Origin of the sequence: Sphaerobacter thermophilus DSM 20745 (assembly GCF_000024985.1) — a bacterium.
GTDB lineage: Bacteria > Chloroflexota > Chloroflexia > Thermomicrobiales > Thermomicrobiaceae > Sphaerobacter > Sphaerobacter thermophilus.
Genome location: NC_013523.1, coordinates 608,135 through 630,251, shown reverse-complemented (window position 1 = coordinate 630,251; position 22,117 = coordinate 608,135). Strand labels below are relative to the sequence as shown.

The following is a 22,117-nucleotide window of genomic DNA, read 5'->3' as shown; positions in this document are numbered from 1 at the left end:
CGGCTCGCGAGCCGGTCCCGTTCCGTTTCTCTCGGTCATCCCCCGATCTATGGTCACCGGCGCCGCCTCCACCGAGACGCAAGCTGATCCGCGCCAGCCTCGGCAGTGAACCGCGGTCGCGACCTTTGCGCCCCTAAAGTTCACCCCCTCCCCTGCCGATGATCTCTATCAAGGAGGGGCATGCTGGCCCACATCGTCACCCCTCAGCAGGAAGGAGGCACCATGGCGAATCGAGTTGGTCCGGTCGACGCGGTCGCCGAATCCCCCGCACGGGATGTCACGAGCTATCCCTATCCCATCCGTCCGGCCCAGGCGACGCACGGCCCGCGCTCGGCCGCGCGGCAGGCGCTCGTCCCTGGCGCCCCGAGCGACATCGTCGAGCTGAGCGTCGGCGGGATGACGCTGAGCAAGCTGCCGCCGACCGTTTACCTGCGGTTCCTGCGTGAGGAGGGCAGCAACCGCGTCGTGGTACAGGTCGTGGACAGCGCCACCGACGAGGTCATCCGCCAGGTGCCGCCGCGCGCGCTGCACGAGGTGCTGCGGGGGCTGGAGCAAATCAGCAGATAGGGGCCGAAGGAACGCCAGGACCGGGGAGCAGGGAGACACGGGATGAGCATTGGTGGCGGGTTTCGGGTCGACGGATTGATCTCAGGGTTGCAGACCGGCGACATGATCGAACAGATCATGGCGCTGGAGCGCCGCCCACTGCTCGGCCTGCAGCGGCAGCAGAGCCAGATCCGGGCCAAGCAGGCAGCCTGGCGCGACCTCGCCTCCAAGGTCCAGGCGCTACAGACGGCCATCGCCAACCTGCTCAACCCGGCGACCCTCAGCGGAAACACGGTCAAGATCGGGACGACCAACGCGCCGCTCACCGCGTCGGCCTCGTCCAGCGCCACGCCCGGCACCTACTCGGTCCTCGTCTCCCAGCTCGCCACCAGCACCGTCGTTCGCAGCACCGCACCGATCTCGGCCGACATCGACACCACCGCCCCGCTGGCCACGGCCCGGCTGCGCGCTCCGGTCACCGCGGGGACGTTCTCGATCAACGGCGTCAGCATCGCCGTCGACCCCGAGGTCGACTCGCTGGACGACGTGCTGGAGCGCATCAACGCGTCCGGGGCCGGCGTCACCGCATCGGTGACGATCGTGGACGGCCGCGCGCGCCTCCAGATCAGCGCCAACACGCCGGGCGGTGCGCTCCAGCTCGGCTCCGCCGGAGATACGTCCAATTTTCTGTCAATGACTCAGGTACTGGCCGCTCCGCGCAACGGTGACTCGATCACCGGCATGGCCAGCCTCACGACGGTGAACACGACGGCCGCGCTGGCGGACGCGGGCCTGGCAGTGCCGGTCACGGGACGGGGCACGCTCACCATCAACGGGGTCGCGATCGACTACGACGCCGATGTCGACTCCCTGAGCACGTTGATCGCGCGGATCAACGCCTCCGACGCGGGGGTGATCGCCAGCTACGATCCGCTGGCGGACCGGTTCCAACTGCAGAGCAAGCGGACCGGCAGCCTGACGATCTCGCTGTCCGACACCGGCACGCTCGCCAGCGCCCTGGGCATCGCCGATCCGGCCGCGCAGACGCTCGGCACCAACGCCGCCTACAGCATCGACGGCGGAGCCACCTGGCGCTACAGCACCACCAACACCGTTGCCGACGCGATCCCGGGCGTCACGCTGACCTTCACCGGCACTACCAACGACCCGGCCACGCTCACCGTTGGGCCGGACGTCGACGCCGCCGTAGCGGCGGTCAAGAAGTTCGTCGACCAGTTCAACACGGTGCTCAGCGCGATCCGCACCCAGACGAAGTACGACGCGACCACCCAGCAGGCGGGGCTGCTCAGCGGCGACCACGGGCTGCTCTCGGTGGCGACGACGCTGCGCAACCGCATCGTGGGCATGGCCGTAGGACTCACCGGCAGCTACACGCTGCTGGGCCAGGTCGGCCTCAGCTTCGGGAAGTTCGGCAGCGCCGTCGGTACGACCGACAACCTGCAGCTCGACGAGGCCAAGCTCCGTGCGGCACTCACCGAGAATCCGAACGCCGTCTTCGAACTCTTCGCCGCCCAGCCGAGCGCGCGGCTGACGGCCGCGGGGGACATCGTGAGCGTGGTGGGGCGTCCGGAGGGTCTGCCGACGGGCGGGCGCTATGAGATCGAGTCCGATGGTAACGGCAACCTGACCGCTCGCCTCTATGACGCCGCCGGGCAGCTCGTCTCGACCACCACCGGCACGATCACGCCGGGCGGCACGAACACGACGCTGATCCCCGGGCTCACGCTTCGGGCGTCCGACACCCTGACCGGCGCCGGCAGCACGCTCGCCGTGAGCAACACCGAGGGCATCCTGACCGGGATCGATCGGTACCTGCGCGAGGTGCTCAGCGACAACGGTGTGTTCAAGCTCCGGGATACCGGCGCCGACGCGCAACTCAAGCAACTGGATGCCCAGATCCGCCGGCTCGAAGATCGCCTCGACATGCGCGAGGCGAGCCTGATTCGCCAGTTCGCGATGCTGGAGCAGACGCTGGCCCGGATGCAGGCGCAGAGCCAGGCGCTTGCGAGTCAACTGATGGGACTGATGGCCGGCGCGAGTTACCGGTAACGGCAGGACTCGCAGCCCGCCGAGTGGAGCGGCATTGGGACGTGAAATGAGAGGGGCATGGAGAGGAATGACGATGATCAACCCGTACGACCAGTATCGACGAATCGCCACTGAGACGGCGGACCCGGTGGAACTGGTGCTGATGCTCTACCGCGGCGCCATCCGGAATCTGGAGGTGGCCGAGGCCGCGCTGGAGCGGCGCGATTCGTCCCAGGCGCACGAGTCACTGGTGAAGACCCAAAATATCGTGGCCGAGTTGATGGGCACCCTCAACCTCGACGCCGGTGAACTCGCCCACAACCTCCACCGCCTCTACGACTACATGCAGCGGCGCCTGCTCCTGGCCAACCTGCGCAAAGATGCCGCCCCGGCCGCTGAGGTGCGTGGAATGCTGACCGACTTGCTGGCAACCTGGGAGGAGCTGGCGCAGCGGTACCGGGCAGCCAGGGCCGTCCAGCCGGCCCTGGTGGGTGTGCGCGGCGCAGCGTAACGGGAGACGGGCGATGGGACACCTGACCACCACCCCGGCCACCACGATCGACGGCATGCTGGCAGGCATCCTCGCGCTCGCCCGCGAGCAGGCGCACGCCGCCCGCGTGGGGGACTGGGATACCGTCAACGACCTCGCCGCCAGGCGAGATGAGCTGACGGCCAATCTGAGCGCCGCGGAAACCCTCAACCAGCCGGCAGATGCGGCACGGGAGCGCATCGCGGAACTCTTCTCCGCGATCAAGGCATCCGACGACGAGGTCACCGCACTCGTCAGGCGTGAGATCGAGCGGCTCGCCCGTGAGATGGCCGAGATCCGCCGTGGGCGTGCGGCCGCAAGCGCCTATGCCCGCGAGGCCGGCGGCGCCCGGTACGACCTGGTATGTCGCTATGGCTAGGTTACGGGGGCGAGCACTGCTGTTGGCAGGGGTCGTGCTCTCGGCGCTCGCGCTGGGCGGATGCAGCCCGCCGGTCACCGTCACCATCGGCAAACCCGCTGAGACGCCGGCGGTCATGCTCGGCGACCCACCGACCACGGGCACCCGTGGGATGGCCGAGTCCTCCGGGCAGTCGGCCGCTCCGGCGACCGGCCACCTGTTCACCGGCTGGGCGAGCCTCAGCCAGGGTGTCCTTCGGACGCCCCCGGCGACGAGCCTTGAGATCCCAGCGTTGGGGATCTCCGTCCCCGTGGAGCAAGTGCCGTCCGCCATCATCGACGGCGTGTGGCAGTGGCCGGTCCCCGCTCACAGCGCCGCCCACCACCTGGGCACGGCCAACCCGGGCGAGCCGGGGAACATCGTCCTCTCCGGCCACGTCGTGACCAATGACGGCCCAGGGGTGTTCGCACCGCTCCTCCAGGCCGCGCCCGGCCACGAGATCACCCTCCGAAGCGACGCCGGGACCTTCACCTACCGCGTCGAGTCGGTCACGGTCGTCCCCGAAACCGATACCAGCGTCTTCCTCCAGGTCCCATTCGAGCGCCTGACCCTCATCACCTGCGTCCCCGACGGGGTCTACAACGACCGCGTCGTCGTCGTGGCCCGCCCCGTCACCGCGCCGACGGCCCGGGTTCCCTGACGACCGGGCCGCACTGGACGACCTTCCCTCCTCGACCACCCATTAGTGCCAGGAAACGGACCAGCCAAGGGACTTTCTTCCCCAGGTCGAACTTAGACCGTTGGGGGATGTCGGGTGGCAACCCACAAACCTATAGTAGTGTCGATGTACGTACACTCGGTCGCCGTGCGGCACCGGCTGCCCTGCGGGGCAGGAAACAGTCCCAGACGGGGCCGCGCTCCCGTCACACGGGATCGGTGCCGCGACCTGCGTAGGGTGTCACCTCGCGCTGCGACCGGGATGAGCGACTGACGGGGAGAACGGCCATGAGCATCTTCGAGACGATGCGAGTCAGCATGTCGGGCCTCACGGCTCAACGGCTGCGCATGGACGTCATCGCCAGCAACATTGCCAACGTCGACACCACCCGGACGCCCGAAGGCGGCCCCTACCGCCGCCGGCAGGTGGTCTTCACGGCGGTACCCGCCACCGACTCTCGCCCGTCCGCAGGCGGTTTCCAGCGAGTCCTGGCTCCCGTCGATCCGCAGAGCAACGCGGGACAGGGAGTCGCCGTGACCGCGATCCGAACCGATCCGGACGCCGTGCGTCGGGTGTACGAGCCCGACCACCCCGACGCCGACGAGGAGGGCTTCGTCCTACGGCCCGACATCGACGTGATCACCGAGATGACTGATCTCCTCGCCGCCAGCCGGGCCTACGAGGCGAACGTCACCGTGCTCAATGCCGTCAAGGCGATGGCGAGCCGGGCGCTGACGATCGGCCGCGGGTAGTGCGCGTCGTGCGCGAGGCGGGAGAGGGTAGACGATGAGCGTTCCACCGATCAACCCGGCAGAGGTAGGCGCGAGCACCGCGATCATCCAGCCGCGCTCGACCCAGTCGGCAGACGGTGCGTCGTTCACCAACATGATCGAGCAGGCGCTCGGAGAACTGAACCAGTCGCTCAACCTCGCCGACGACCTCGCCATGCGGCTGGCAGCCGGGGAAGAGGTCGATCTGCACGAGGTGATGATCGCGCTTGAGATGGCCGGGATCGGCCTCCAGACGGCGATCCAGATCCGCAACCGGGTGATCGAGGCCTACAAGGAAATCATGGCCATGCCGGTCTAGCCCGCCGGCGAAGCCGCTGACACGCACGGCGACTTCGGGTAACAGCCCGGGGACCAGCGACCGGGCGAAGGAAGTAACCACGCCATGGTGAACGCACAGATCGAGCGCATACGCAACGCTTGGAACCGCCTCTCGATGAACCAGCGCGTGGCCGTGATCGCGGTCGTGATCACCGCGGTCATGGCCCTCGGGCTGCTCATCGCGACCCGGCCGCCGCAGCGATACGGGATCGCCTTCAGCGGCCTGAGCAGCGAGGACGCCGCGGCGATCGTCGAGAATCTGCGCGCGCAGGGCATCCCTTACGAACTTAGCAGCGACGGCGGCACGATCCGCGTGCCGGCCGACCAGGTCGCGGCAGTGCGCCTCGACGCCGCCAGCCAGGGACTGCCCCGGGGCGGCAGCGACGGCTTCGAGCTGTTCGACAAGTCCTCGCTCGGCCTGACCGACTTCACCCAGCGGGTGAACTACCAGCGGGCCATCGAGGGCGAGCTGGAGCGGACGATCGCCAAGATCGACGCGGTCGAGGCCGCGCGCGTCCACATCGTCATCCCCGAGGAGTCACTCTTCATCGAGGAGCAGCAGCCGACGACCGCCGCGGTGGTACTCAAGCTCAAGTCGGGCCGGCAGTTAACCGAGGCCCAGATCCGCGGCATCACCCACCTCGTCTCGGGCGCGGTTCCGAACCTCCAGCCCGAGAACCTCACGGTCATCGACAACACCGGTAACCCGATCTGGTCCGGCCCCGATGGCGGCTCCCAGTTTGCCGGGCTCGACGAGCGATTCCGGCTCCAGCAGGCGTACGAGCAGAACCTTGAGCGGCAGCTCCAGGCGCTGGTCAACCCCATCGCTGGGCCGGGGCACGCTGTGGTCCGCGTCAGCGCCACGCTCAACTGGGACGAGCGCAGCAGCCAGAGCGAGATCTACTCGCCCGACGGCCTGCAGCCGCAGGTGCGCAGCCAGCAGGAGCGCGAGCAGCGCACGAGCGGCACGGTGACCGAGACGGGCGGTGTGCCGGGCGTCGATGAGAACGTGCAGACGTTCCCGGAGACCCCGGGCGCGGGCAGCCAATCCGAGTCGAGCAGCCGCGAGGTCACGACCAACTATGAGCTGTCGCGGCGGATCGAGGAGGTCGTCCAGGCGCCGGGCCAGGTGCAGCGCCTGTCAGTCGCGGTGATGCTCGACGGCAGCCAGGTTGATCCGGCCGTGGCGCAGGAGATCCAGGATGTCATCAGCGCCGCTGCCGGGCTGGTGCCGCAGCGGGGCGACACGATCACCGTGACCGCGGTGCCGTTCAGTGACGTCGGCAACCGGGAGCTAATCCCGGACGGTGGGACCCCCATCCTCGAGTACGCGCTGACGGCGCTGAAGGTTCTTGGTCTGATCGCGATCCCGTTGGTGGCGCTCTACTTCGCTCGCCGGGTCCTGGTCAAGCCGGAGGATGCGGGCGAGCTGACCCCGGCGCTCGCGACGGTCGGCGGCCCCGCGGTCACCGAGCCGCCGATGCCGGCGCTCGCGACCCAGCGCATCACGATCAGCGAGACGCCACCGCAGCTGGAGGACGAGGATCCGTCACAGTCGACCGATCGCGGTTTGCCGCAGTTGCCGGCGCACCTGCAGGTAATCGAGCTCGCGAATACGGACCCGGCTCAGGTCGCCCAGTTGCTGCGGGCCTGGATGAGTGAGGAGCAGTAGCGATGGTAGCAACCGCAGCCACGTCAGCAACCGAGGCGCCCAATCTCCGGTTGGTGAGCCCAAGCCACGCCAGCCGCCGGGAGCTCAAGGGGATCACCAAGGCGGCCGCGCTGCTGGTGGCGCTCGGACCGGAAGCGTCCTCGAAGGTCCTGCAGACGATGACCGAGCATGAGATCGAGGCGCTCACCGTCAAGATCGCGGAGCTGGATGGCCTGACGCCCGAGGAGGCGGAGCAAGTCCTCACCGAGGCTTACGAGGCGACTCTGGCGCGGCAGTACATCGCCCATGGCGGTTTCGAATTCGCGCGGAACGCCTTGAGCCTGGCACTGGGGCCCGAGAAGGCGGCCGAGTTGATCGACCGCATCGTCCAGCTTCATCCTCCGGCGCCGTTCGCCTTCCTGCGGAAGTCGGATGCCAAGCAACTGGCCGGCTTCCTGCAGAACGAGCACCCGCAGACGATCGCGTTGATCCTCTCGCACCTCCCACCGGTCCAGGCTGCCGGGATTCTGACCAGCCTCGGCGAAGAGCTTCAGGCGGATGTGGCCCGGCGCATCGCGACGATGGACCGCACCCCGCCGGAGATCGTCTCCCGGGTCGAGGAGGTCATGCGACGCCGCCTGTCGTCCCTCATCTCCCAGGATGCGCATCGAGTGGGCGGCACCAGCTACCTCGTCGCCGTGTTGAGCACGGTGGACCGGGGCACCGAGAAGTACATCCTCGACCGGCTGGCGGAGACCGACCCGGAGCTGGCCGAAGAGGTCCGGAAGATGATGTTCACCTTCGACGACCTCGCCCTGCTCGACGACCGGTCGATCCAGCGGGTGCTGCGCGATGTCGACATGCGGGATCTGGCGCTTGCACTCAAGGCCGCCAAGGACGACCTGCGCGAGCGGATCTTCAGCAACATGTCGTCCCGCGCCGCCGAGATGCTGCGCGAGGAGATCTTGTACCTCGGGCCGGTCCGCATCCGCAACGTCGAAGAGGCCCAGCAGCGGATCGTGACCGTCGTCCGGCGCCTGGAGGAGGCCGAGGAGATCGTGATCGACCGCGGAGGGGAGGGAGTGCTCCTTGGCTAGCGCCCGGATCATCAAGCGCTGGATCCCGGCAGACGAGGTCTATCCCCTCATGCCCCGGCCGACCCGCCACGACCGGGAACAGGCCCGGGCGATCGTGGCCGAAGCCGAGGAGCGCGCGGCAGCCATCCTGGCCGAGGCGGAGGCACAGGCCGCCGCCATCCGCTGGGAGGCGGAGCAAGAACGGGAGCGGCTGAAGGAGGAACTGCGCGCCGCCGCGCTGGCGGAAGCGCGGGAAGAGGCTCGGGCCGAGGTTGCCGCCACCATGGACGAGGCGGCCGCCCGCTTCCTGGCGCTGGTCGAGCAGGTGACGCAGCGCGAAGACGAAATCCGCCGCGCCTGCCAGGCTGACACCCTGGCGCTGGCGGTGGCGATCGCCGAGCGCATCCTCACGCGGGAGATCAGCACCGACCCGACGGTGGTCACGCGCATCGCCGAGGCTGCCCTGGCTCAGACCCAGGGCGCCCGTGTGACCCAGGTTCTGGTCCACCCCGACGACGTGCCGGTCATCACGCAGTGGGTCGGAAGCACGCTGCCGGGCGTCGAGATCGTCGCCGATCCCCACGTTGGGAAGGGCGGCTGCGTGATCGGCACCCGCACCGGCTTTCTGGACGCGCGCATCGAGACGCAGCTCGCCGAGGTTCGAGCGGCGCTGGCGGAGGTGATCGAGGATGTCTAGCGCCGCCGTCAGCGTCACCGGCGACATGCTGCGCCGCCTCGCCACGATCACCCCGATCCGCCGCGAGGGTCGGGTCGTTCAGGGCATCGGCCTGACGATCGAGGCGCAGGGGCTCGAGCTGGAGATCGGCGACATCTGCCACATCTACCCGTCGCGCTCCGAGGAGGGCCGCATCACCGCCGAGGTCGTCGGCTTCCGCGACGACCGCCTGGTCCTGGTCCCGCTGGCTGAGCTACGGGGCGTGCGCTCCGGCAGCCGGGTAGTTGCGCGCCGCACGTCGTACAGCGTGAAGGTCGGACCGGAATTGCTCGGCCGGGTCATCGACGGGCTCGGGCGACCGATCGACGGGCAGGGGCCGCTCCTGTGCCGCGACGAGACCCGCCTCAGCAGCAGCCCGCCCGATCCGTTGAGCCGCATGCCAATCGAGCACCCGCTCCCGACCGGCATCCGCGCAATCGATGCCCTGATCACCTGCGGTCGCGGGCAGCGCCTGGGTATCTTCGCCGGGTCCGGCGTCGGCAAGAGCACGCTGCTGGGCATGATCTGCCGCAACGCCGACTGCGACGTGCGCGTGGTCGCCCTCATCGGCGAGCGTGGCCGCGAGGTGCAGGAATTCATCGAGCGCGACCTCGGACCGGAGGGTCTGGCGCGCTCGGTCGTGGTCGTCTCCACCTCCGACCAGCCGGCCCTGTTGCGTCTGAAAGCCGCCTGGACGGCGACGATGATCGCCGAGTACTTCCGCGACCGCGGCCTGAACGTCGCTCTGCTGATGGACTCGGTGACCCGCCTCGCCATGGCTCAGCGGGAGATCGGCCTGGCAGTTGGCGAGCCGCCGACCACGCGCGGCTACACCCCCTCCGTCTTCGCCCTGCTGCCACGCCTGCTGGAGCGCGCCGGGAACGCGGAGCGGGGCAGCATCACCGCCTTCTACACCGTCCTCGTCGAGGGGGACGACCTGACCGAGCCGGTGACGGACGCCGTGCGCGGCATCCTGGATGGCCACATCTACCTCTCACGCAAGCTGGCAGACAGCGGCCACTTCCCGGCGATTGAGGTGCTCGGGAGTGTCAGCCGGCTGATGAACGCGATCGTCGACGAGCGCCACCGCCGCCTCGCAGCGGAGGTCCGTGAGCTCATGGCCGCCTACGAGGGCGCGCGCGATCTGATCGAGATCGGCGCCTACGCCGCCGGGTCCAACCCGGTCGTTGACCGCGCCATCGCCCACATGCCGCGCATCCGTGAGTTCCTGCGCCAGGCACCGGACGAACCCGCGCGCATGGACGAGACGCTCAACCGGCTGGCGTCAGTGCTGGAGGAGTGACGCTCAACACGTGACACGGCACGGAGAGGATCGCTGTGACACCCGGTAGTGCACAACGGAAGGGCTTCCGGCTGGAGCGCGTGCTGGAGCACCGGCGGCGATTGACCGAGGCTGCCGAGCAGCAACTGGCGCTCACCATCCAGAAGCGCCTGAAGGTCGAGGCGGCCCTGCAGCAGATCCAGGGCGCACGGACCGCGGTGGGCTCGTACCTGGAGGAGCGTGCTTCAAGCGGGGCGCTCGACTTGACCGCGCTCGCCGCCGCTGAGGCCTACGACGCACGCCTGCGGGCCGAGGCAAGCGCACGGCGCCGGGAGCGCGCGGAGGTTCTGGTAGAGGAGTCGGCCGCGCGGGCGGAACTGATCGACCGGCGCATCGACGAGCGCGTGCTGGAGCGCCTCAAGGAGCGAACCCTGCGCGAGCAGCGCGAGCGTGAGGAGGCGGCAGCGCGACAGGCGCTCGACGAGATCGCCACGCTGCGCTACGCGCGGGCCATGTCGAACGGAGCGGACTATGGCCGTTGATCGGCTGGTGATCCCGCCGGAGGTGATCGCGGCCCAACCGGCACGGTTCGCGGTCCGCTCGCCGCGGCTCGACGGTGGCGCAGCCCGGGCAGGGAGCTTCGCCGAGGTGCTGGCGTCCCGCGGCGTCGCCGTGGGCGGGAACGACCCGGCCGGCAGCGTCGCGGCTCAGCTCCGCGGCTCCTGGCCGGTACATGGGGAGGTCACCTCCCACTTCGGCCCGCGCCAGTTCCTGCCCGGCGAGACGCACCACAACGGCATCGACATCGCCGTTCCCGAGGGCACGCCGGTGCGCGCCACCGCCGACGGCGTGGTCATCTTCGCCGGCAACACCGACAGCTACGGGAACCGGGTCGAGATCCAGCACGCGGACGGCACCGTCACCCTCTACGCCCACAACGCCGAACTGACGGTCCAGCCCGGCCAGACCGTGCGCAAGGGCGAGGTCATCGCCCTGGCGGGCAGCACCGGCGCCTCGACCGGGCCGCACGTCCACTACGAAATTCGGCGCGACGGCCAGGCGATCGACCCCTGGACATTCCTCGCGCCAGACGCCGCGCCGGTCGCGACAGGCGGGGCCATCGGCGGCGGGGGCTACGATGCGTTGATCCACGCGGCCGCGGCCCGCTACGGCGTAGATCCCGTGCTCATCGCCGCGGTGATCCAGGCGGAGTCCGGTTTCGACCCGACCGCCGTCTCCCCGGCCGGTGCCAAAGGGCTGATGCAGCTCATGGACGGCACGGCAGCGGCGCTCGGTGTCAAGGACGTCTTCGATCCGGCGCAGAACATTGACGGTGGCACCCGCTTCCTGCGGCAGTTGCTTGACCAGTTCCAGGGCAACGCGGAACTCGCCCTGGCGGCGTACAACGCCGGTCCGAACGCGGTCCTGCGCTACGGCGGCATCCCACCCTACGAGGAGACGCAGGCCTACGTCGCGAACGTGCTGGCCGCGTACCGGATGTGGACCGGCGAGAACTGAGGAGGTTTGGCGATGGCATCGAACGGGATCGACCCGACCCGCTTTCTGGCCCAGGCTCTTGACGGCCTCGCGCTCCGCCAGCGGGTGACCGCCAACAACGTCGCCAATGCCGATACGCCGCGCTTCAAGGCATCCCGGGTGACGTTCGAGGAGACCCTTCGCCAACGGCTGCATGACGAGCCCGGCGGCAACCTGATCCTCGTGCGCACGCACGCGAGTCACCTGCCCCTGAATGCGGGGGACGACGCGAGTCCGGCCCGCATCGTCGAGATGCGGGGGACAACGATGCGCAACGACGGCAACAACGTCGACATCGAGCAGCAGATGGGCATCCTGGCCGAGACGACGATGCGCTACAGCGCTGTGAGCGAGGCGCTGGCGCGCAAGCTGGCCATCATGCGCACCATCGCCAGCGACGGGCGGCAGTAATGCGGCTGAGCAGGAGGCCACGGCGGACGAGTAAGCCGTGGAAGGAGAGCACGACGGCATGGTGAGCACCATCGACTCGCTCCTGATGGGGATGGCGGCAGTCCGGGTCACCGGTTCGGCCCGGCCGGCACTGGCCGACTTCACCGCGCTACTCGAGAACCTGCTCGCCGGGCAAGGCGATGCGTGGCTGGCTAATTTCGGGGCAGGTCCGTCCGCGTCCCCGGCAGAGAGCGACGGCGCTGCACCTCCCGACGTTCAGGGAGAACTCGACTCACTCAGCGACCTGACGGCCGTGCTCCTGGCCCTCATCAACCGGGTCCAGCAGGAACCGACCGTACCCGAGTCGCCGGTCGGTGACGGCGAACTACCTATGGCCGGGCTCCACGCGTTGGTGCGTGCGGTCGAGACAGACCCGACCACGCAGGACGTGCAACCCGGTGAGGTCGAACTGGAGCGGCGTGGACATGACACGCCTGCTGACGAAGGTAAGCCAGCGGGTGGCACGGTTACCGACGAGGAGCGGTTCCAGGCCGTGCTGGCACTTCTCGCCGCGGCCATGCCGACCGCCGCGCCGATTGACCCGCCCGCGCAGCCGCTCCCCACCGCGCCAAGCACGAGCGACGAGCCGGCTGAACCGGTCGTTGCCGTGGCGCCGCGGCAACCGGCCGGCGTGACGGTCGCCGACCTGCCGAGCACCGCGCCTGACCGCAGCGCCCCCCCGCCGGAGCGAGCCGCGCATCGCGGCTCACCGGCACCTGCGGAAACGGGCACGACGAACCTGCCGGAGTCTGCGCGTGCTGCCACCGCAGAGGCGGGGCAGACGATCAGCCTCAGTCAGAATACCGCCGCTCCAGCACCAGCCCGCCCCGCCGCGCCGGTGAATGCCGCGGTGACCACCATCGCACCGGTTGACAGTGGGCACACGGCGCAGGGCAAGGCGGCAACAGCGAGAGCATCGGCCAACCGGATGGAAGCACCCACCGACGGGATTGATTCCATCAACGGTCGGGCAGAGCCGTCCCAGCCGGGGACCGTCACCGCCGGTGCCGTATCGCTACTACGCATTGACGGCTTGAACGTGCGCGGGAGCGACGAACCGGTGCGTCAGGTCGTCGCGCCATCCACGGGGTTGGAGGCTGAGGGCTCAAAGCCGGTCCCAACGCGGCTGGCGACGACCGACATCGAAGCGCCGCCACTGGCCGGCAACACTGGCGCCCGGCCGAACCACACCACGCCGTCAGGCCCGCCCCCCAGTGCTGAGCCGCCGCGTTCAGTAGCACCGCGGCCCGCTGAGGTCACAGTGACGGTGCCGAGCCACGCGGTGGCCGCGCGCCCAGCCCTGACTCAGCAGGCAGAGCCTAGCGATACACCGGCCCCGGCGGAGACCGTCGATACAGCGCGCGCGCCGGCCCCGCCAGCGCCGGCGAGCGACCAGCCGACCGCGACGGAGCCGGCCGGAAGCGCACCGGAGCCGCCGGCAACGCCCAGGCCAGCAGCGACGGGTTCCGCACTCGCCGGTGACCGGCAGGTGGTCGCTCCCGTGGACGCTACGGCAGGACGCGTCGCGCCCGAGGCAGGCACTCCCGCGCCTGCCCCGGAGCGCGACGACACACTCCTGCGCCCGGCCTCGGTCGAGGCGGACATCCCGCCAGACACCGAGCTACGCGCAGCGCTGTCCGACTCCGCTGCGGCCCCGGCCCAGGGCGTTCGGGCCGCTCCAGCAGAACCCGCTACTTCGCCCGCAGCGCCGCAGGTAGCGCGAGTGCTGGAGCGGGTGGAGCACATGCTGCACGCCGGGCAGACGAGCATCCGGGTGCGCCTGGAGCCGGAATGGCTCGGTCCGGTCGAGATTCGCGTCGTGTCCCGTCCTGGCGGGCTCGAGATCGACCTCATCGCACGCACTCCGGAGGCGCGCGACCTCCTGGAGCGTGACCTGGGGTGGCTCCAGCAGGGTCTGGTCGAGAACGGCCACGAGGTGCAGCGAGTCCGGGTCACCGCACCGGAGTCCTTGCCGGACGGCACGGCTGGCTCACTGGCGGACCAGGGCGGCGAGCGCGGCTGGCAGGGCCATGCCGATGCACAGGCCGAGGCGGACTGGCGGCAATCGTTCCGCCTCTACCGGCTCGGTACGCCGGAGCGCGACGCTGAAGGCCGACCGCGCGCGATTGCCGGTCAACAGGCTGCTCCGGCGCGCGGCATCGACGTAAGGGTCTAGCGGAGAGGAGGTTGGCGGGTGAGCGTACCCGGCGTCACAAACCAGACCAACCCGGGCACCGACGCGGCATCCAGCACCACGTTCTCCCCGGCCGATCGGCTGGGTAAGCAGGAGTTCCTCATGCTCCTGACCGCCCAGCTCCGGAACCAGGACCCGCTGCGGCCGATGGAAGACACCGAGTTCATCGCGCAGCTTGCCCAGCTCAACTCGCTGGAGCAGATGCAGCAGATGAACGAGACGCTGAGCACGCTCGTGGAAATGTCGGTGCTGGCTCAGACCGCCAGCCTGATCGGCCGCCACGTTACCGCTCTCGATCCGTCGGGCGGGGGAGTCATAAAGGGCGTCGTCAGCGACGTCACTATTCACGAGGGCACGCCGGTCCTAAACGTAGGTGGGACCGCCGTACCCCTCGCACACGTCGTGAGCATCGGGATCGATCCGTCCGCGACCGCATCGGGCGGCGCGGCGTAGGTTCCGCGCCCCCTGGCGCGGGCGTGGAGGACAGGAGGGAAGGTTGCCATGCTGAACCGTTCCATGGCGTCAGCCGTTTCCGGTCTCAAGGCCTACCAGACCTGGCTCGACGTCATCGGGAACAACATCGCGAACCTCGCCACTCCGGGGTTCAAGGCTTCCCGTGTGCGCTTTGAGGACGTGATGAGTCACACACTTCGGGGGGCCAGCGTACCGGACCCTGCGCAGGGGCGAGGCGGCCGGAACCCGGCCCAGGTGGGTCTGGGTGTGCTGGCGGCGGGCATTGACACCGACTACGCCCCCGGCACGCCGACGGCGACCGGGAAGATGAGCCACATGGCGATCCAGGGCGAGGGCTACTTCGTCGTCGCCGATGGTTTCCGCACCTACTACACTCGTGACGGATCGTTCGACCTGGGGATCGACGGCCGGCTTGTCAACCCCTCGACGGGGCTCTACGTCATGGGATGGCAGGCTGACGCGAATGGGGCAATCGACACCAGCCAGCCGCTGTCGCCGATCCGCATCCCCATCGGCGAAGAGATGGACGCCATGCCGAGTATGTCCATCGTGATCCCGGGGAACCTCAACGCGGCCGCCGCGACCGGCACGACCTACACGACCGACGTCACTGTCATCGACTCCCTCGGGTTCCGGCACTCGGTCTCGCTGACCTTCGAGAAGACCGGGACCAACACCTGGTCCTGGACCTACAGTAGCAGCGAAGCCGGGGTGACCCTGACCAACGCCACCGGGACCGTCGAGTTCGACGACCAGGGCAATGTCCTCAACGTCACGAGTGCGGGCGATCTCACCATCCAGTGGGGCAACGGCGCGGCCGACACCGTGATCCCCGGCGGCGGCGACTTCACCCGGCTGACCCAGCTCGCTGCCGGCAGCGACGCCGTGGGTGTGGCCGATGGCTGGACCGCCGGTGCCCTTACCTCCTTCGCTATCAGCGTCGACGGGGTGGTTACCGGCATCTACTCCAACGGCGCGACCAAAGCGCTCGGCCAGATCGCGCTGGCAACCTTCGCCAACCCTGGCGGCCTGCTGAAGGAGGGGCAGAACCTCCTGTCGCCGTCCCCGAACTCGGGGCAGGCCGTCATCGGCACTCCGGTGACCGGCGGCCGAGGCCAGATTGCCGCAGGCTACCTGGAGATGTCTAACGTCGACCTGGCCGAGGAGTTCACCAACATGATCCTGGCCGAGCGCGGTTTCCAGGCGAACTCCCGCGTCGTCACCACCTCGGACGAGGTCTTGCAGGACCTGGTCAACCTCAAGCGGTAATCACCGCACACCGAACACGCACGAACTGCGGTGGCCGGGGCGAAACGCCCCGGCCACTCGCGCATCGGTTGGAATCCAACGTAGAGTCGAGCACCCTTCCGCTGGATCCCACTCTCACGTGCTGAAGCGCAGGCGTGTGCTCAGTCTCGTCACTATCCGGGATGGGTAGTGCAAGGATCGTTGTGCCGTGGCGGGTGCCGGCCGCGGGCGATCGTGGCCGCGACCGCGGTCCGGGGGTAATGAAGATTGACGAATTCCTGTGCTACACCGGAGCTGCCCTTCTGTTGTCATTCTGAGCGGAGCCGGGGCGGCGAGAGCCGTCCCCGGTGAAGCGAGGGATCTCCCCGGTGCGTGCCCAGTCCGACGCGCGATCCTTCGCTGCGCTCAGGATGACACCCGCGCGGGAGCGGGTGGCTAGTGGGCACACCACAAGAATTCGTCAAACTCCATTACCCCGGGTATGCGCCACCGCGGGGGCTCATTCCACCACCGCCCGGTCCCCGCCCGACAGCGTGGTGAAGCCGTGTCGTATCATTAGGGCCGCGGGGCGGGCGGGGGCCCGCCCGGGACTGAGGAGGAGCCACGGTGTCGAACCGGCCCGCATCGGGCCGCGGTCGCGTCACGCTGATGATCGTCGCCGCGGCTGTGCTGGTGTTTGCCGTCGGGGTCGCCTGGATGAGCCTGGGTCACGCCAACGACCCGGCCTACCAGCAGCGCGTCACCCTCCCCGGCATGGCCGGCCAGCAAGAGTACCTGATCAACCTCTGGACCGATCCGCACCCCGTGGAGCAGGGGCGCACCCGCGTCACGGTCCAGCTCACCAGCACCATCGGCACGCCCGTGCCGATGAACGACGTGCGCTTCACACCGGTGCGCCCGGACGGCACGTCCCTGCAGGCTGTACCCGCCTCACCGTTACCGGATGGGAACGAGCCGGAGGCCGGGCTGACGGCGGTCATCGAGTTCGATCAACCCGGCTCCTGGACGCTCATCACCACGCTCAACGCCGGCGGCGGCATCGAGCGCGAGGCTCGGTTCACCATTCCCGTCGGGTAGGAACGACGCCCCCCTATCCGCTCCGCGGCCGGAACTTCGGGAGCGTCACCTCCTCGGTCACGTCGTCGTAGACCACCTCGACCGGCATCCCGACCCGCACTACCTCCGGGTCGGGCGGTACGTCGACGAGGTTGGTCATCATCCGCACACCCTCGTCCAGTTCGACCAGCGCCACCACGTACGGGATTTCGGCGGCGAAAGCCGGGTTGGGGTGCCGGTGTACGATCGCGAAGGCGTGGACCACACCGGTCCCCGCGACCGGCTTCCAGGTGAGCGTGCGCGACCCGCAGTGGGGACACACGACGCGCGGGTAGAAGACGAAGCGCTCGCAGGCGTCACACTGCTGGATCTGCATCGCGTGCGCGCGGACGCTCTCCCAGAACGGCGCCGTCACCGGGTCGGCGACAGGTAGCGGCTTGCTCGGGGTACTCACGGTCAAACCCTCCCCAGGATGGCAGTCCCGGCCGACGAGAGAACGCCGCCGGTCCCGTGCACGATCGCCAGCTCGCAGTTCGGCACCTGCCGGATGCCCTGATCCGCGTAGTCATGGCGGAGCTGGCGGACGGCTTCGATGATGGCGAACATCCCGTACATGCCTGGGTGCGTGTACGACAGGCCACCGCCGTTGGTGTTCATCGGGAAGTCACCCCCCGGCGCGGTGCGCTGGCCGCTGACGAACGCACCCCCCTCACCCTTCGCGCAGAATCCGAGGTCTTCCAGCGACAGGAGCACCGTGTAGGTGAAGGAGTCGTAGATCATCGCCAGGTCGATATCGTCGTGCGTCACTCCGGCCATCTTGAAAGCGGCCTGCCCGGAGCGACGCGCGGCGAACGACGTGAGGCTCGGCATCTGGGAGATGATCGAGTGATCGTGGCTCTCCCCGACACCCAGGATCGCGACCGGATGTTGGCGCAGGTCGCGCGCGCGCTCGATCGAGGTCACGACGCAGGCCCCGCCCGCGTCAGTCACCAGACAGCAGTCGAGCAGGTTGAACGGCCAGACGATGGGGCGGGAGTTCAGTACGTCCTCGATCGTGATCGGGTCACGCATGTACGCTTTGGGATTGAGCATGGCCCACTTGCGCGTCGCGACTGCGATCTCGGCAAGTTGCTCCTTGGTCGTCCCGTACTCCGCCATGTGCCGCGAGCACGCCAGCGCATAGGCACCGACCGGTGTCGGCAGGCCGTAGGGATCCTCGAACTGCCCGCGCAGCGAGTCCGGGGCGGGGACGCGTGGCGGCATCCCGACCCGTGAGCGCCCGCTCTCCCCGTGCGTGATCAGCGCCACCGAGCATCGGCCAGTCACGATGGCCGCGGCGGCGTGCGCGAGGTGGATGACGAACGACGACCCGCCGACCGCCGTTCCGTCGGTGTACGACGGCTCGATGCCGAGGTATTCACCCAGCTCCAGCGGGCTGATCCCGGCCGTCAGCAGGCCGTCCACGTCGCGCAGGGTCAGCCCGGCCTCCTCCAATGCGTTTAGCGCCGCCTCGGCATGCAGGGCGATGGCCGGCTTGTCCGGCACCTTCCCGATCTGGTCCGACTCCGCCACCCCCACGATGGCGGTTTTCCCCGAGAGCGTGGTCACAGTCAATCATCCTCCCACGTCATGCGTCATACATCACCCGTCCTGCTCCCCTCTCCCCTGGTGGGCTCCGTCCGAGCGGGGCCGGCTCCGTGCGGGGTGAGGGGGACGGATGACGCCTGACACCTCACCACACAAACTCCATGTGCGGCTCGATCTTGGTTCCGTAGAAGCGCAGGCCGGGACCGATCTCGACCCACTTGCCCTCCGGGATCGCCTCGATCGCGGCTGACACGCGCGGGTCGTTGACCACCTCCTGGAAGTCGGACCCGAACGCCTGCGGGATGTGCTGCGCCAGCTCCTCGACGGTCCAGCGGTGGTCCGCGCGCAGTGTCTTGATGATCTTCGGCTGGGAGAAGAGGACCACGTTGTAGCCGAACGAGCCGAAGAGGTGCCCGCTGATATGCTGGGCCGCGTCGCTCGCCAGATACGTCACCAGCGGCGCGACGTTATCGGGGTCCTTCTCTGTCCCGGCGGCCAGCTCGCTCGGCAGCTTCCCGGTGTGGGCCACCGCCTCACGGGCGCTGGGGATGGAGTCGATCATCCGGGTGGCACCGCTCGGCACCACGGCGTTGGCGGTCACGTTGTAGCGGGCGAGACCGTTGGCGCAGGAAAGCGTCAGCCCGATGATGCCCGCCTTTGCAGCGGCGTAGTTCGGCTGCCCCGGCGCGCCGAAGGCCGAGTTGGACGTCATGTTGATCAGCCGCCCGCTCTTCTGCTCGCGGAAGCGCACCGACGCCCACTTGCACAGGTTGAACGTCCCCTTGAGGTGGACGTCGATCACCGCCTGCCACTCTTCGGGCGTCATGTTGAAGATCATCCGGTCGCGCAGGATCCCGGCGCAGTTGACCACGATGTCCAGCCGTCCGAAGGCGTCGATCGCCTGCTGCACCATCGCCTCGGCCGCCCGGTAGTCCGCAACCGAGTCGGTGTTGGCCACGGCACTCCCGCCCTCGGCGCGGATCTCATCGACGACCTGCTGCGCCACAGAGACGTCCACTCCCTCACCGGAGAGCGCGGTCCCGAGGTCGTTGACCACCACCGCCGCACCCTCGGCGGCCATCTGCCGGGCGATTCCCCGGCCGATCCCCCGGCCGGCGCCGGTCACGATCGCGACCTTGCCGTCGAGCATTCCCATCGTAAACCTCCCATGCCGCCTACGCGCCCACCGGCAGGCGACGCTCGAAGAGGTAGAACAAGACGTCGAGGTCGCCGGGCGAGTGCCCGAACTGGGTCAACATGGCTGCCACCTCGCTGCGGTGTTGCGTGTTGTGGTTCGCCACGTGGACCAGAATCTCCCACCGAGGTGCGGTCCAGACGCCACCCCGCGGCGTGGGCGAGCTGATCTCCTCGGCCAGGAGCTCTTCCGTGGCCCGCTCGAGGAAGGCCCGCGTCTGCTGCTGCACCTGCTCCCACCGCTCACGCAGCGCCCCGAGGTCGGGCACCGTCTCCGGATCGATGTTGAGCCTCATCGCCTCCTGCGGCGGGACGGAGCCGTCGAGCCAGGAGATCCAGCGCCTCTGCGCCGCGATCGCGTGGACGAGCGTGTCCCGGATCGAACCACGCCCCGCACTGCCCGGTGCCAACCACTGATCCGGCGTGAGCCCCTCGGCAGCCTTTAGGACCCGAGTATCAGCCCAGGCACTGTAGTCGAAGAGCAGCCGAATCATCGGCACATACATCTCCACGTCCTTTCCACGCGAGTACCGGCCACGTCAGGACCGAGCAGCCGCCTTCGCCGCGTAGTAGCCCTCGCGCACCCACTGCTGGATGCCCGGTGCGAACTCCTCCCAGGCGGCCGGGTCGTGCTGGAGCGCAGCGGTGCCGCGCAACGGCCGCTCCTGGCCCGGCACCTCCACCGTCGGCACGTCCTCCAGCAATGGGTCGATATAGGTGGGGAAGAGTTCGGCCAGCTCCTGCGGCGTCCACCGGCGGTCGGCGCCCAGGATCGCGGCGATCTCCCAGGAGGAGTAGAGCTGGATCGTGTACCCGCGCACGCCGAAGAAGCGGCCGTTGATGCCCGCCGCAGCGTCGCTGGCGAGGTACGCCACCATCGGCGCGACGTTCGCCGGGTCGCCCTCCGTCCCCGCCGCCATCTCGCTCGGCGGCTTGCCGTGCTGGCGGGCAAACTCCTGCCCACGCGGCGTCGAGTCGATCATGCGCGTGGCAGCGTACGGAAGGATGGCGTTGGCGGTTACCCCGTACCGGCTCATGCTGTTGGCCAGCACCGCCGTGAAGCCGAGGATGCCGTACTTGGCCGCCCCGTAGTTCGGCTGGCCGGGACTGCCCCAGGCCGACACGCTCGAGAAGTTGATGATCCGCCCGCCCGTCTTCCGCTCACGGAAGAGCGCGCAGGCATGGCGGGACGTGTTGAAGGTGCCGTTCAGGTGCACGGCGATGACGGCGTCCCACTCCTCCTCAGTCATGTTGAAGATCATCCGGTCGCGCAGGATCCCGGCGACGTTCACGACAATGTCGAGGCGGCCGAACTCATCCAGCGCCTGCTCCACCATCCGCCCCGCCGCGGCGTAGTCGGCGACCGACTCCGTGTTGGCCACCGCCCGCCCACCGGCGGCGCGGATGGCGTCCACCACCTGCTGGGCCACGGAGACATCGGCCCCCTCGCCGGAGAGGGCCGTGCCCAGGTCGTTCACCACGACCGCGGCGCTTTCCGCCGCCAGCAACTCCGCCACCGCGCGGCCGATCCCACGGCCCGCGCCGGTGACGAGCGCGACTTTGCCGTCGAGTGTGTTCATGGTGCCTCCTTTGTCATGCGTCAGCCCTCACCCCCTACCCCCTCTCCCAAAGTTGGGAGAGGGGGAACATCATACTCGCCGAGCGAACCGTGGCCGTCGTTCCCTCCATCTCCCCTCTCCCAGGGTTGGGAGAGGGGCCGGGGGTGAGGGCCTGCCGTGACATTTCACCCCTTCAAATCCCAAAATCTCACCACCCCCGCCTCCCGATCCCAGATGGCAAACTGGCCATTAACCAGTGCCCCGGGATTGATCAGATACCGGCGGTGCGGCGCGAGCGCCACGCTTCCGCGGCCGATCTCGAGCGTGCCGCGCTCGTCGCGGGCGTGGCGGACGTGGGTGTGGCCGGCGAAGGTGATCCAGGCAGGGTAGCGGCGAGTGGACAGCCGACCAGAGCCGCCGAACAGGGTGGCGACGGGGTCGTGGCAGCCCCAACCGTCCTCCTCATGGACCAGGCACACGTCGTCGACGATGACCCGGTGTTCCAGACGGCGGAGCAAGGCGGCTGTGGCGGGGTGGATGTGGACCTGTCCGTTCGTTGCCGCGAGCAGCGCCTCGGACTCGTGATTCCCGCGCACGCCGACGATGTGCCAGCCATCGAGCGCCCGGACCACGGCGTCGGCCTGATCCAGGCGGTCGAAGAGATCGCCAAGTAACGCGACCGTCTCGACCCCCGCCACCCGGCAGGCGTCCAGCGCACGGGTGAGCAGCACATCCGCCCCGTGCACATCGCCGATGATCCCGACTCGACGACCGAACCGCATCGCG

The 22,117-nt window shown here is 69.1% G+C and carries 24 protein-coding genes; 18 read left to right on the top strand and 6 right to left on the bottom strand.

Going from position 1 to position 22,117, the window contains the following annotated elements; translation table 11 throughout:
* The first annotated feature begins 222 nt into the window (after window positions 1–222).
* From STHE_RS02765 to STHE_RS02680, 18 genes are all read left to right on the top strand, one after another.
* On the top strand, window positions 223–567 hold the full coding sequence (locus STHE_RS02765; RefSeq protein WP_169308173.1) for a flagellar protein FlaG: 345 nt from the start codon (window positions 223–225) through the stop codon (window positions 565–567).
* 42 nt (window positions 568–609) lie between these two features.
* Window positions 610–2,616, top strand: coding sequence for a flagellar filament capping protein FliD (gene fliD / locus STHE_RS02760; protein ID WP_012871041.1), 2,007 nt, complete (start codon window positions 610–612; stop codon window positions 2,614–2,616).
* A 67-nt stretch (window positions 2,617–2,683) separates the two neighbouring features.
* Window positions 2,684–3,106, top strand: a complete 423-nt coding sequence (gene fliS, locus STHE_RS02755) for a flagellar export chaperone FliS (RefSeq protein WP_217155845.1) — start codon at window positions 2,684–2,686, stop codon at window positions 3,104–3,106.
* Window positions 3,107–3,119: 13 nt separating this feature from the next.
* The gene (locus STHE_RS02750) at window positions 3,120–3,503 is read left to right on the top strand and encodes a flagellar protein FliT (protein WP_012871039.1); all 384 of its coding nucleotides are present in this window, start codon (window positions 3,120–3,122) and stop codon (window positions 3,501–3,503) included.
* A 22-nt stretch (window positions 3,504–3,525) separates the two neighbouring features.
* Complete coding sequence (locus tag STHE_RS02745) at window positions 3,526–4,182, top strand: sortase (protein ID WP_041398752.1); 657 nt, start codon at window positions 3,526–3,528, stop codon at window positions 4,180–4,182.
* A 305-nt stretch (window positions 4,183–4,487) separates the two neighbouring features.
* Window positions 4,488–4,952, top strand: a complete 465-nt coding sequence (flgC, locus tag STHE_RS02740; RefSeq protein ID WP_012871037.1) for a flagellar basal body rod protein FlgC — start codon at window positions 4,488–4,490, stop codon at window positions 4,950–4,952.
* 34 nt (window positions 4,953–4,986) lie between these two features.
* Window positions 4,987–5,289, top strand: a complete 303-nt coding sequence (fliE, locus tag STHE_RS02735; RefSeq protein WP_012871036.1) for a flagellar hook-basal body complex protein FliE — start codon at window positions 4,987–4,989, stop codon at window positions 5,287–5,289.
* An 84-nt stretch (window positions 5,290–5,373) separates the two neighbouring features.
* Window positions 5,374–6,981: a flagellar basal-body MS-ring/collar protein FliF gene (gene fliF / locus STHE_RS02730; protein ID WP_012871035.1), complete on the top strand. Its 1,608-nt coding sequence runs from the start codon at window positions 5,374–5,376 to the stop codon at window positions 6,979–6,981.
* Window positions 6,982–6,983: 2 nt separating this feature from the next.
* Window positions 6,984–8,057, top strand: a complete 1,074-nt coding sequence (gene fliG, locus STHE_RS02725; protein ID WP_012871034.1) for a flagellar motor switch protein FliG — start codon at window positions 6,984–6,986, stop codon at window positions 8,055–8,057.
* Complete coding sequence (locus tag STHE_RS19515; RefSeq protein ID WP_012871033.1) at window positions 8,050–8,733, top strand: FliH/SctL family protein; 684 nt, start codon at window positions 8,050–8,052, stop codon at window positions 8,731–8,733. The genes fliG and STHE_RS19515 overlap by 8 nt, the downstream gene beginning before the upstream one ends.
* Complete coding sequence (locus STHE_RS02715; protein ID WP_012871032.1) at window positions 8,726–10,054, top strand: FliI/YscN family ATPase; 1,329 nt, start codon at window positions 8,726–8,728, stop codon at window positions 10,052–10,054. The genes STHE_RS19515 and STHE_RS02715 overlap by 8 nt, the downstream gene beginning before the upstream one ends.
* A 35-nt stretch (window positions 10,055–10,089) precedes the next feature.
* Window positions 10,090–10,575, top strand: coding sequence for a flagellar export protein FliJ (gene fliJ / locus STHE_RS02710; protein ID WP_012871031.1), 486 nt, complete (start codon window positions 10,090–10,092; stop codon window positions 10,573–10,575).
* Window positions 10,565–11,551 (top strand): peptidoglycan DD-metalloendopeptidase family protein, encoded by a 987-nt coding sequence (locus tag STHE_RS19510; protein WP_012871030.1) that lies wholly within the window; start codon window positions 10,565–10,567, stop codon window positions 11,549–11,551. Before fliJ ends, STHE_RS19510 begins: the two co-directional genes overlap by 11 nt.
* A 12-nt stretch (window positions 11,552–11,563) precedes the next feature.
* On the top strand, window positions 11,564–11,980 hold the full coding sequence (gene flgB, locus STHE_RS02700) for a flagellar basal body rod protein FlgB (RefSeq protein ID WP_012871029.1): 417 nt from the start codon (window positions 11,564–11,566) through the stop codon (window positions 11,978–11,980).
* Between the two features lie 58 nt (window positions 11,981–12,038).
* Window positions 12,039–14,195 (top strand): flagellar hook-length control protein FliK, encoded by a 2,157-nt coding sequence (locus STHE_RS02695; RefSeq protein ID WP_012871028.1) that lies wholly within the window; start codon window positions 12,039–12,041, stop codon window positions 14,193–14,195.
* A gap of 18 nt (window positions 14,196–14,213) precedes the next feature.
* Window positions 14,214–14,666 carry a flagellar hook capping FlgD N-terminal domain-containing protein gene (locus STHE_RS02690; protein WP_012871027.1) on the top strand — a complete coding sequence of 151 codons (453 nt, stop codon included), beginning with the start codon at window positions 14,214–14,216 and terminating at the stop codon, window positions 14,664–14,666.
* Window positions 14,667–14,714: 48 nt separating this feature from the next.
* A complete protein-coding gene (locus tag STHE_RS02685) occupies window positions 14,715–15,956 on the top strand; it encodes a flagellar hook protein FlgE (protein ID WP_012871026.1) in 1,242 nt (413 codons plus the stop codon).
* A gap of 585 nt (window positions 15,957–16,541) precedes the next feature.
* The gene (locus tag STHE_RS02680) at window positions 16,542–17,012 is read left to right on the top strand and encodes a hypothetical protein (protein WP_012871025.1); all 471 of its coding nucleotides are present in this window, start codon (window positions 16,542–16,544) and stop codon (window positions 17,010–17,012) included.
* Window positions 17,013–17,025: 13 nt separating this feature from the next.
* On the opposite strand, the gene STHE_RS02675 is transcribed toward STHE_RS02680, so the two are convergent.
* From STHE_RS02675 to STHE_RS17725, 6 genes are all read right to left on the bottom strand, one after another.
* A complete protein-coding gene (locus STHE_RS02675) occupies window positions 17,026–17,445 on the bottom strand; it encodes a Zn-ribbon domain-containing OB-fold protein (protein ID WP_012871024.1) in 420 nt (139 codons plus the stop codon).
* A gap of 2 nt (window positions 17,446–17,447) precedes the next feature.
* Window positions 17,448–18,599 (bottom strand): acetyl-CoA acetyltransferase, encoded by a 1,152-nt coding sequence (locus tag STHE_RS02670; RefSeq protein WP_012871023.1) that lies wholly within the window; start codon window positions 18,597–18,599, stop codon window positions 17,448–17,450.
* 124 nt (window positions 18,600–18,723) lie between these two features.
* A complete protein-coding gene (locus STHE_RS02665) occupies window positions 18,724–19,734 on the bottom strand; it encodes an SDR family NAD(P)-dependent oxidoreductase (RefSeq protein ID WP_012871022.1) in 1,011 nt (336 codons plus the stop codon).
* A gap of 19 nt (window positions 19,735–19,753) precedes the next feature.
* Window positions 19,754–20,278, bottom strand: coding sequence for a DinB family protein (locus tag STHE_RS02660; RefSeq protein ID WP_012871021.1), 525 nt, complete (start codon window positions 20,276–20,278; stop codon window positions 19,754–19,756).
* 33 nt (window positions 20,279–20,311) lie between these two features.
* Window positions 20,312–21,352 (bottom strand): SDR family NAD(P)-dependent oxidoreductase, encoded by a 1,041-nt coding sequence (locus tag STHE_RS02655; RefSeq protein WP_012871020.1) that lies wholly within the window; start codon window positions 21,350–21,352, stop codon window positions 20,312–20,314.
* A 164-nt stretch (window positions 21,353–21,516) separates the two neighbouring features.
* A complete protein-coding gene (locus tag STHE_RS17725) occupies window positions 21,517–22,113 on the bottom strand; it encodes a metallophosphoesterase family protein (protein WP_012871019.1) in 597 nt (198 codons plus the stop codon).
* Window positions 22,114–22,117 lie beyond the last annotated feature (4 nt).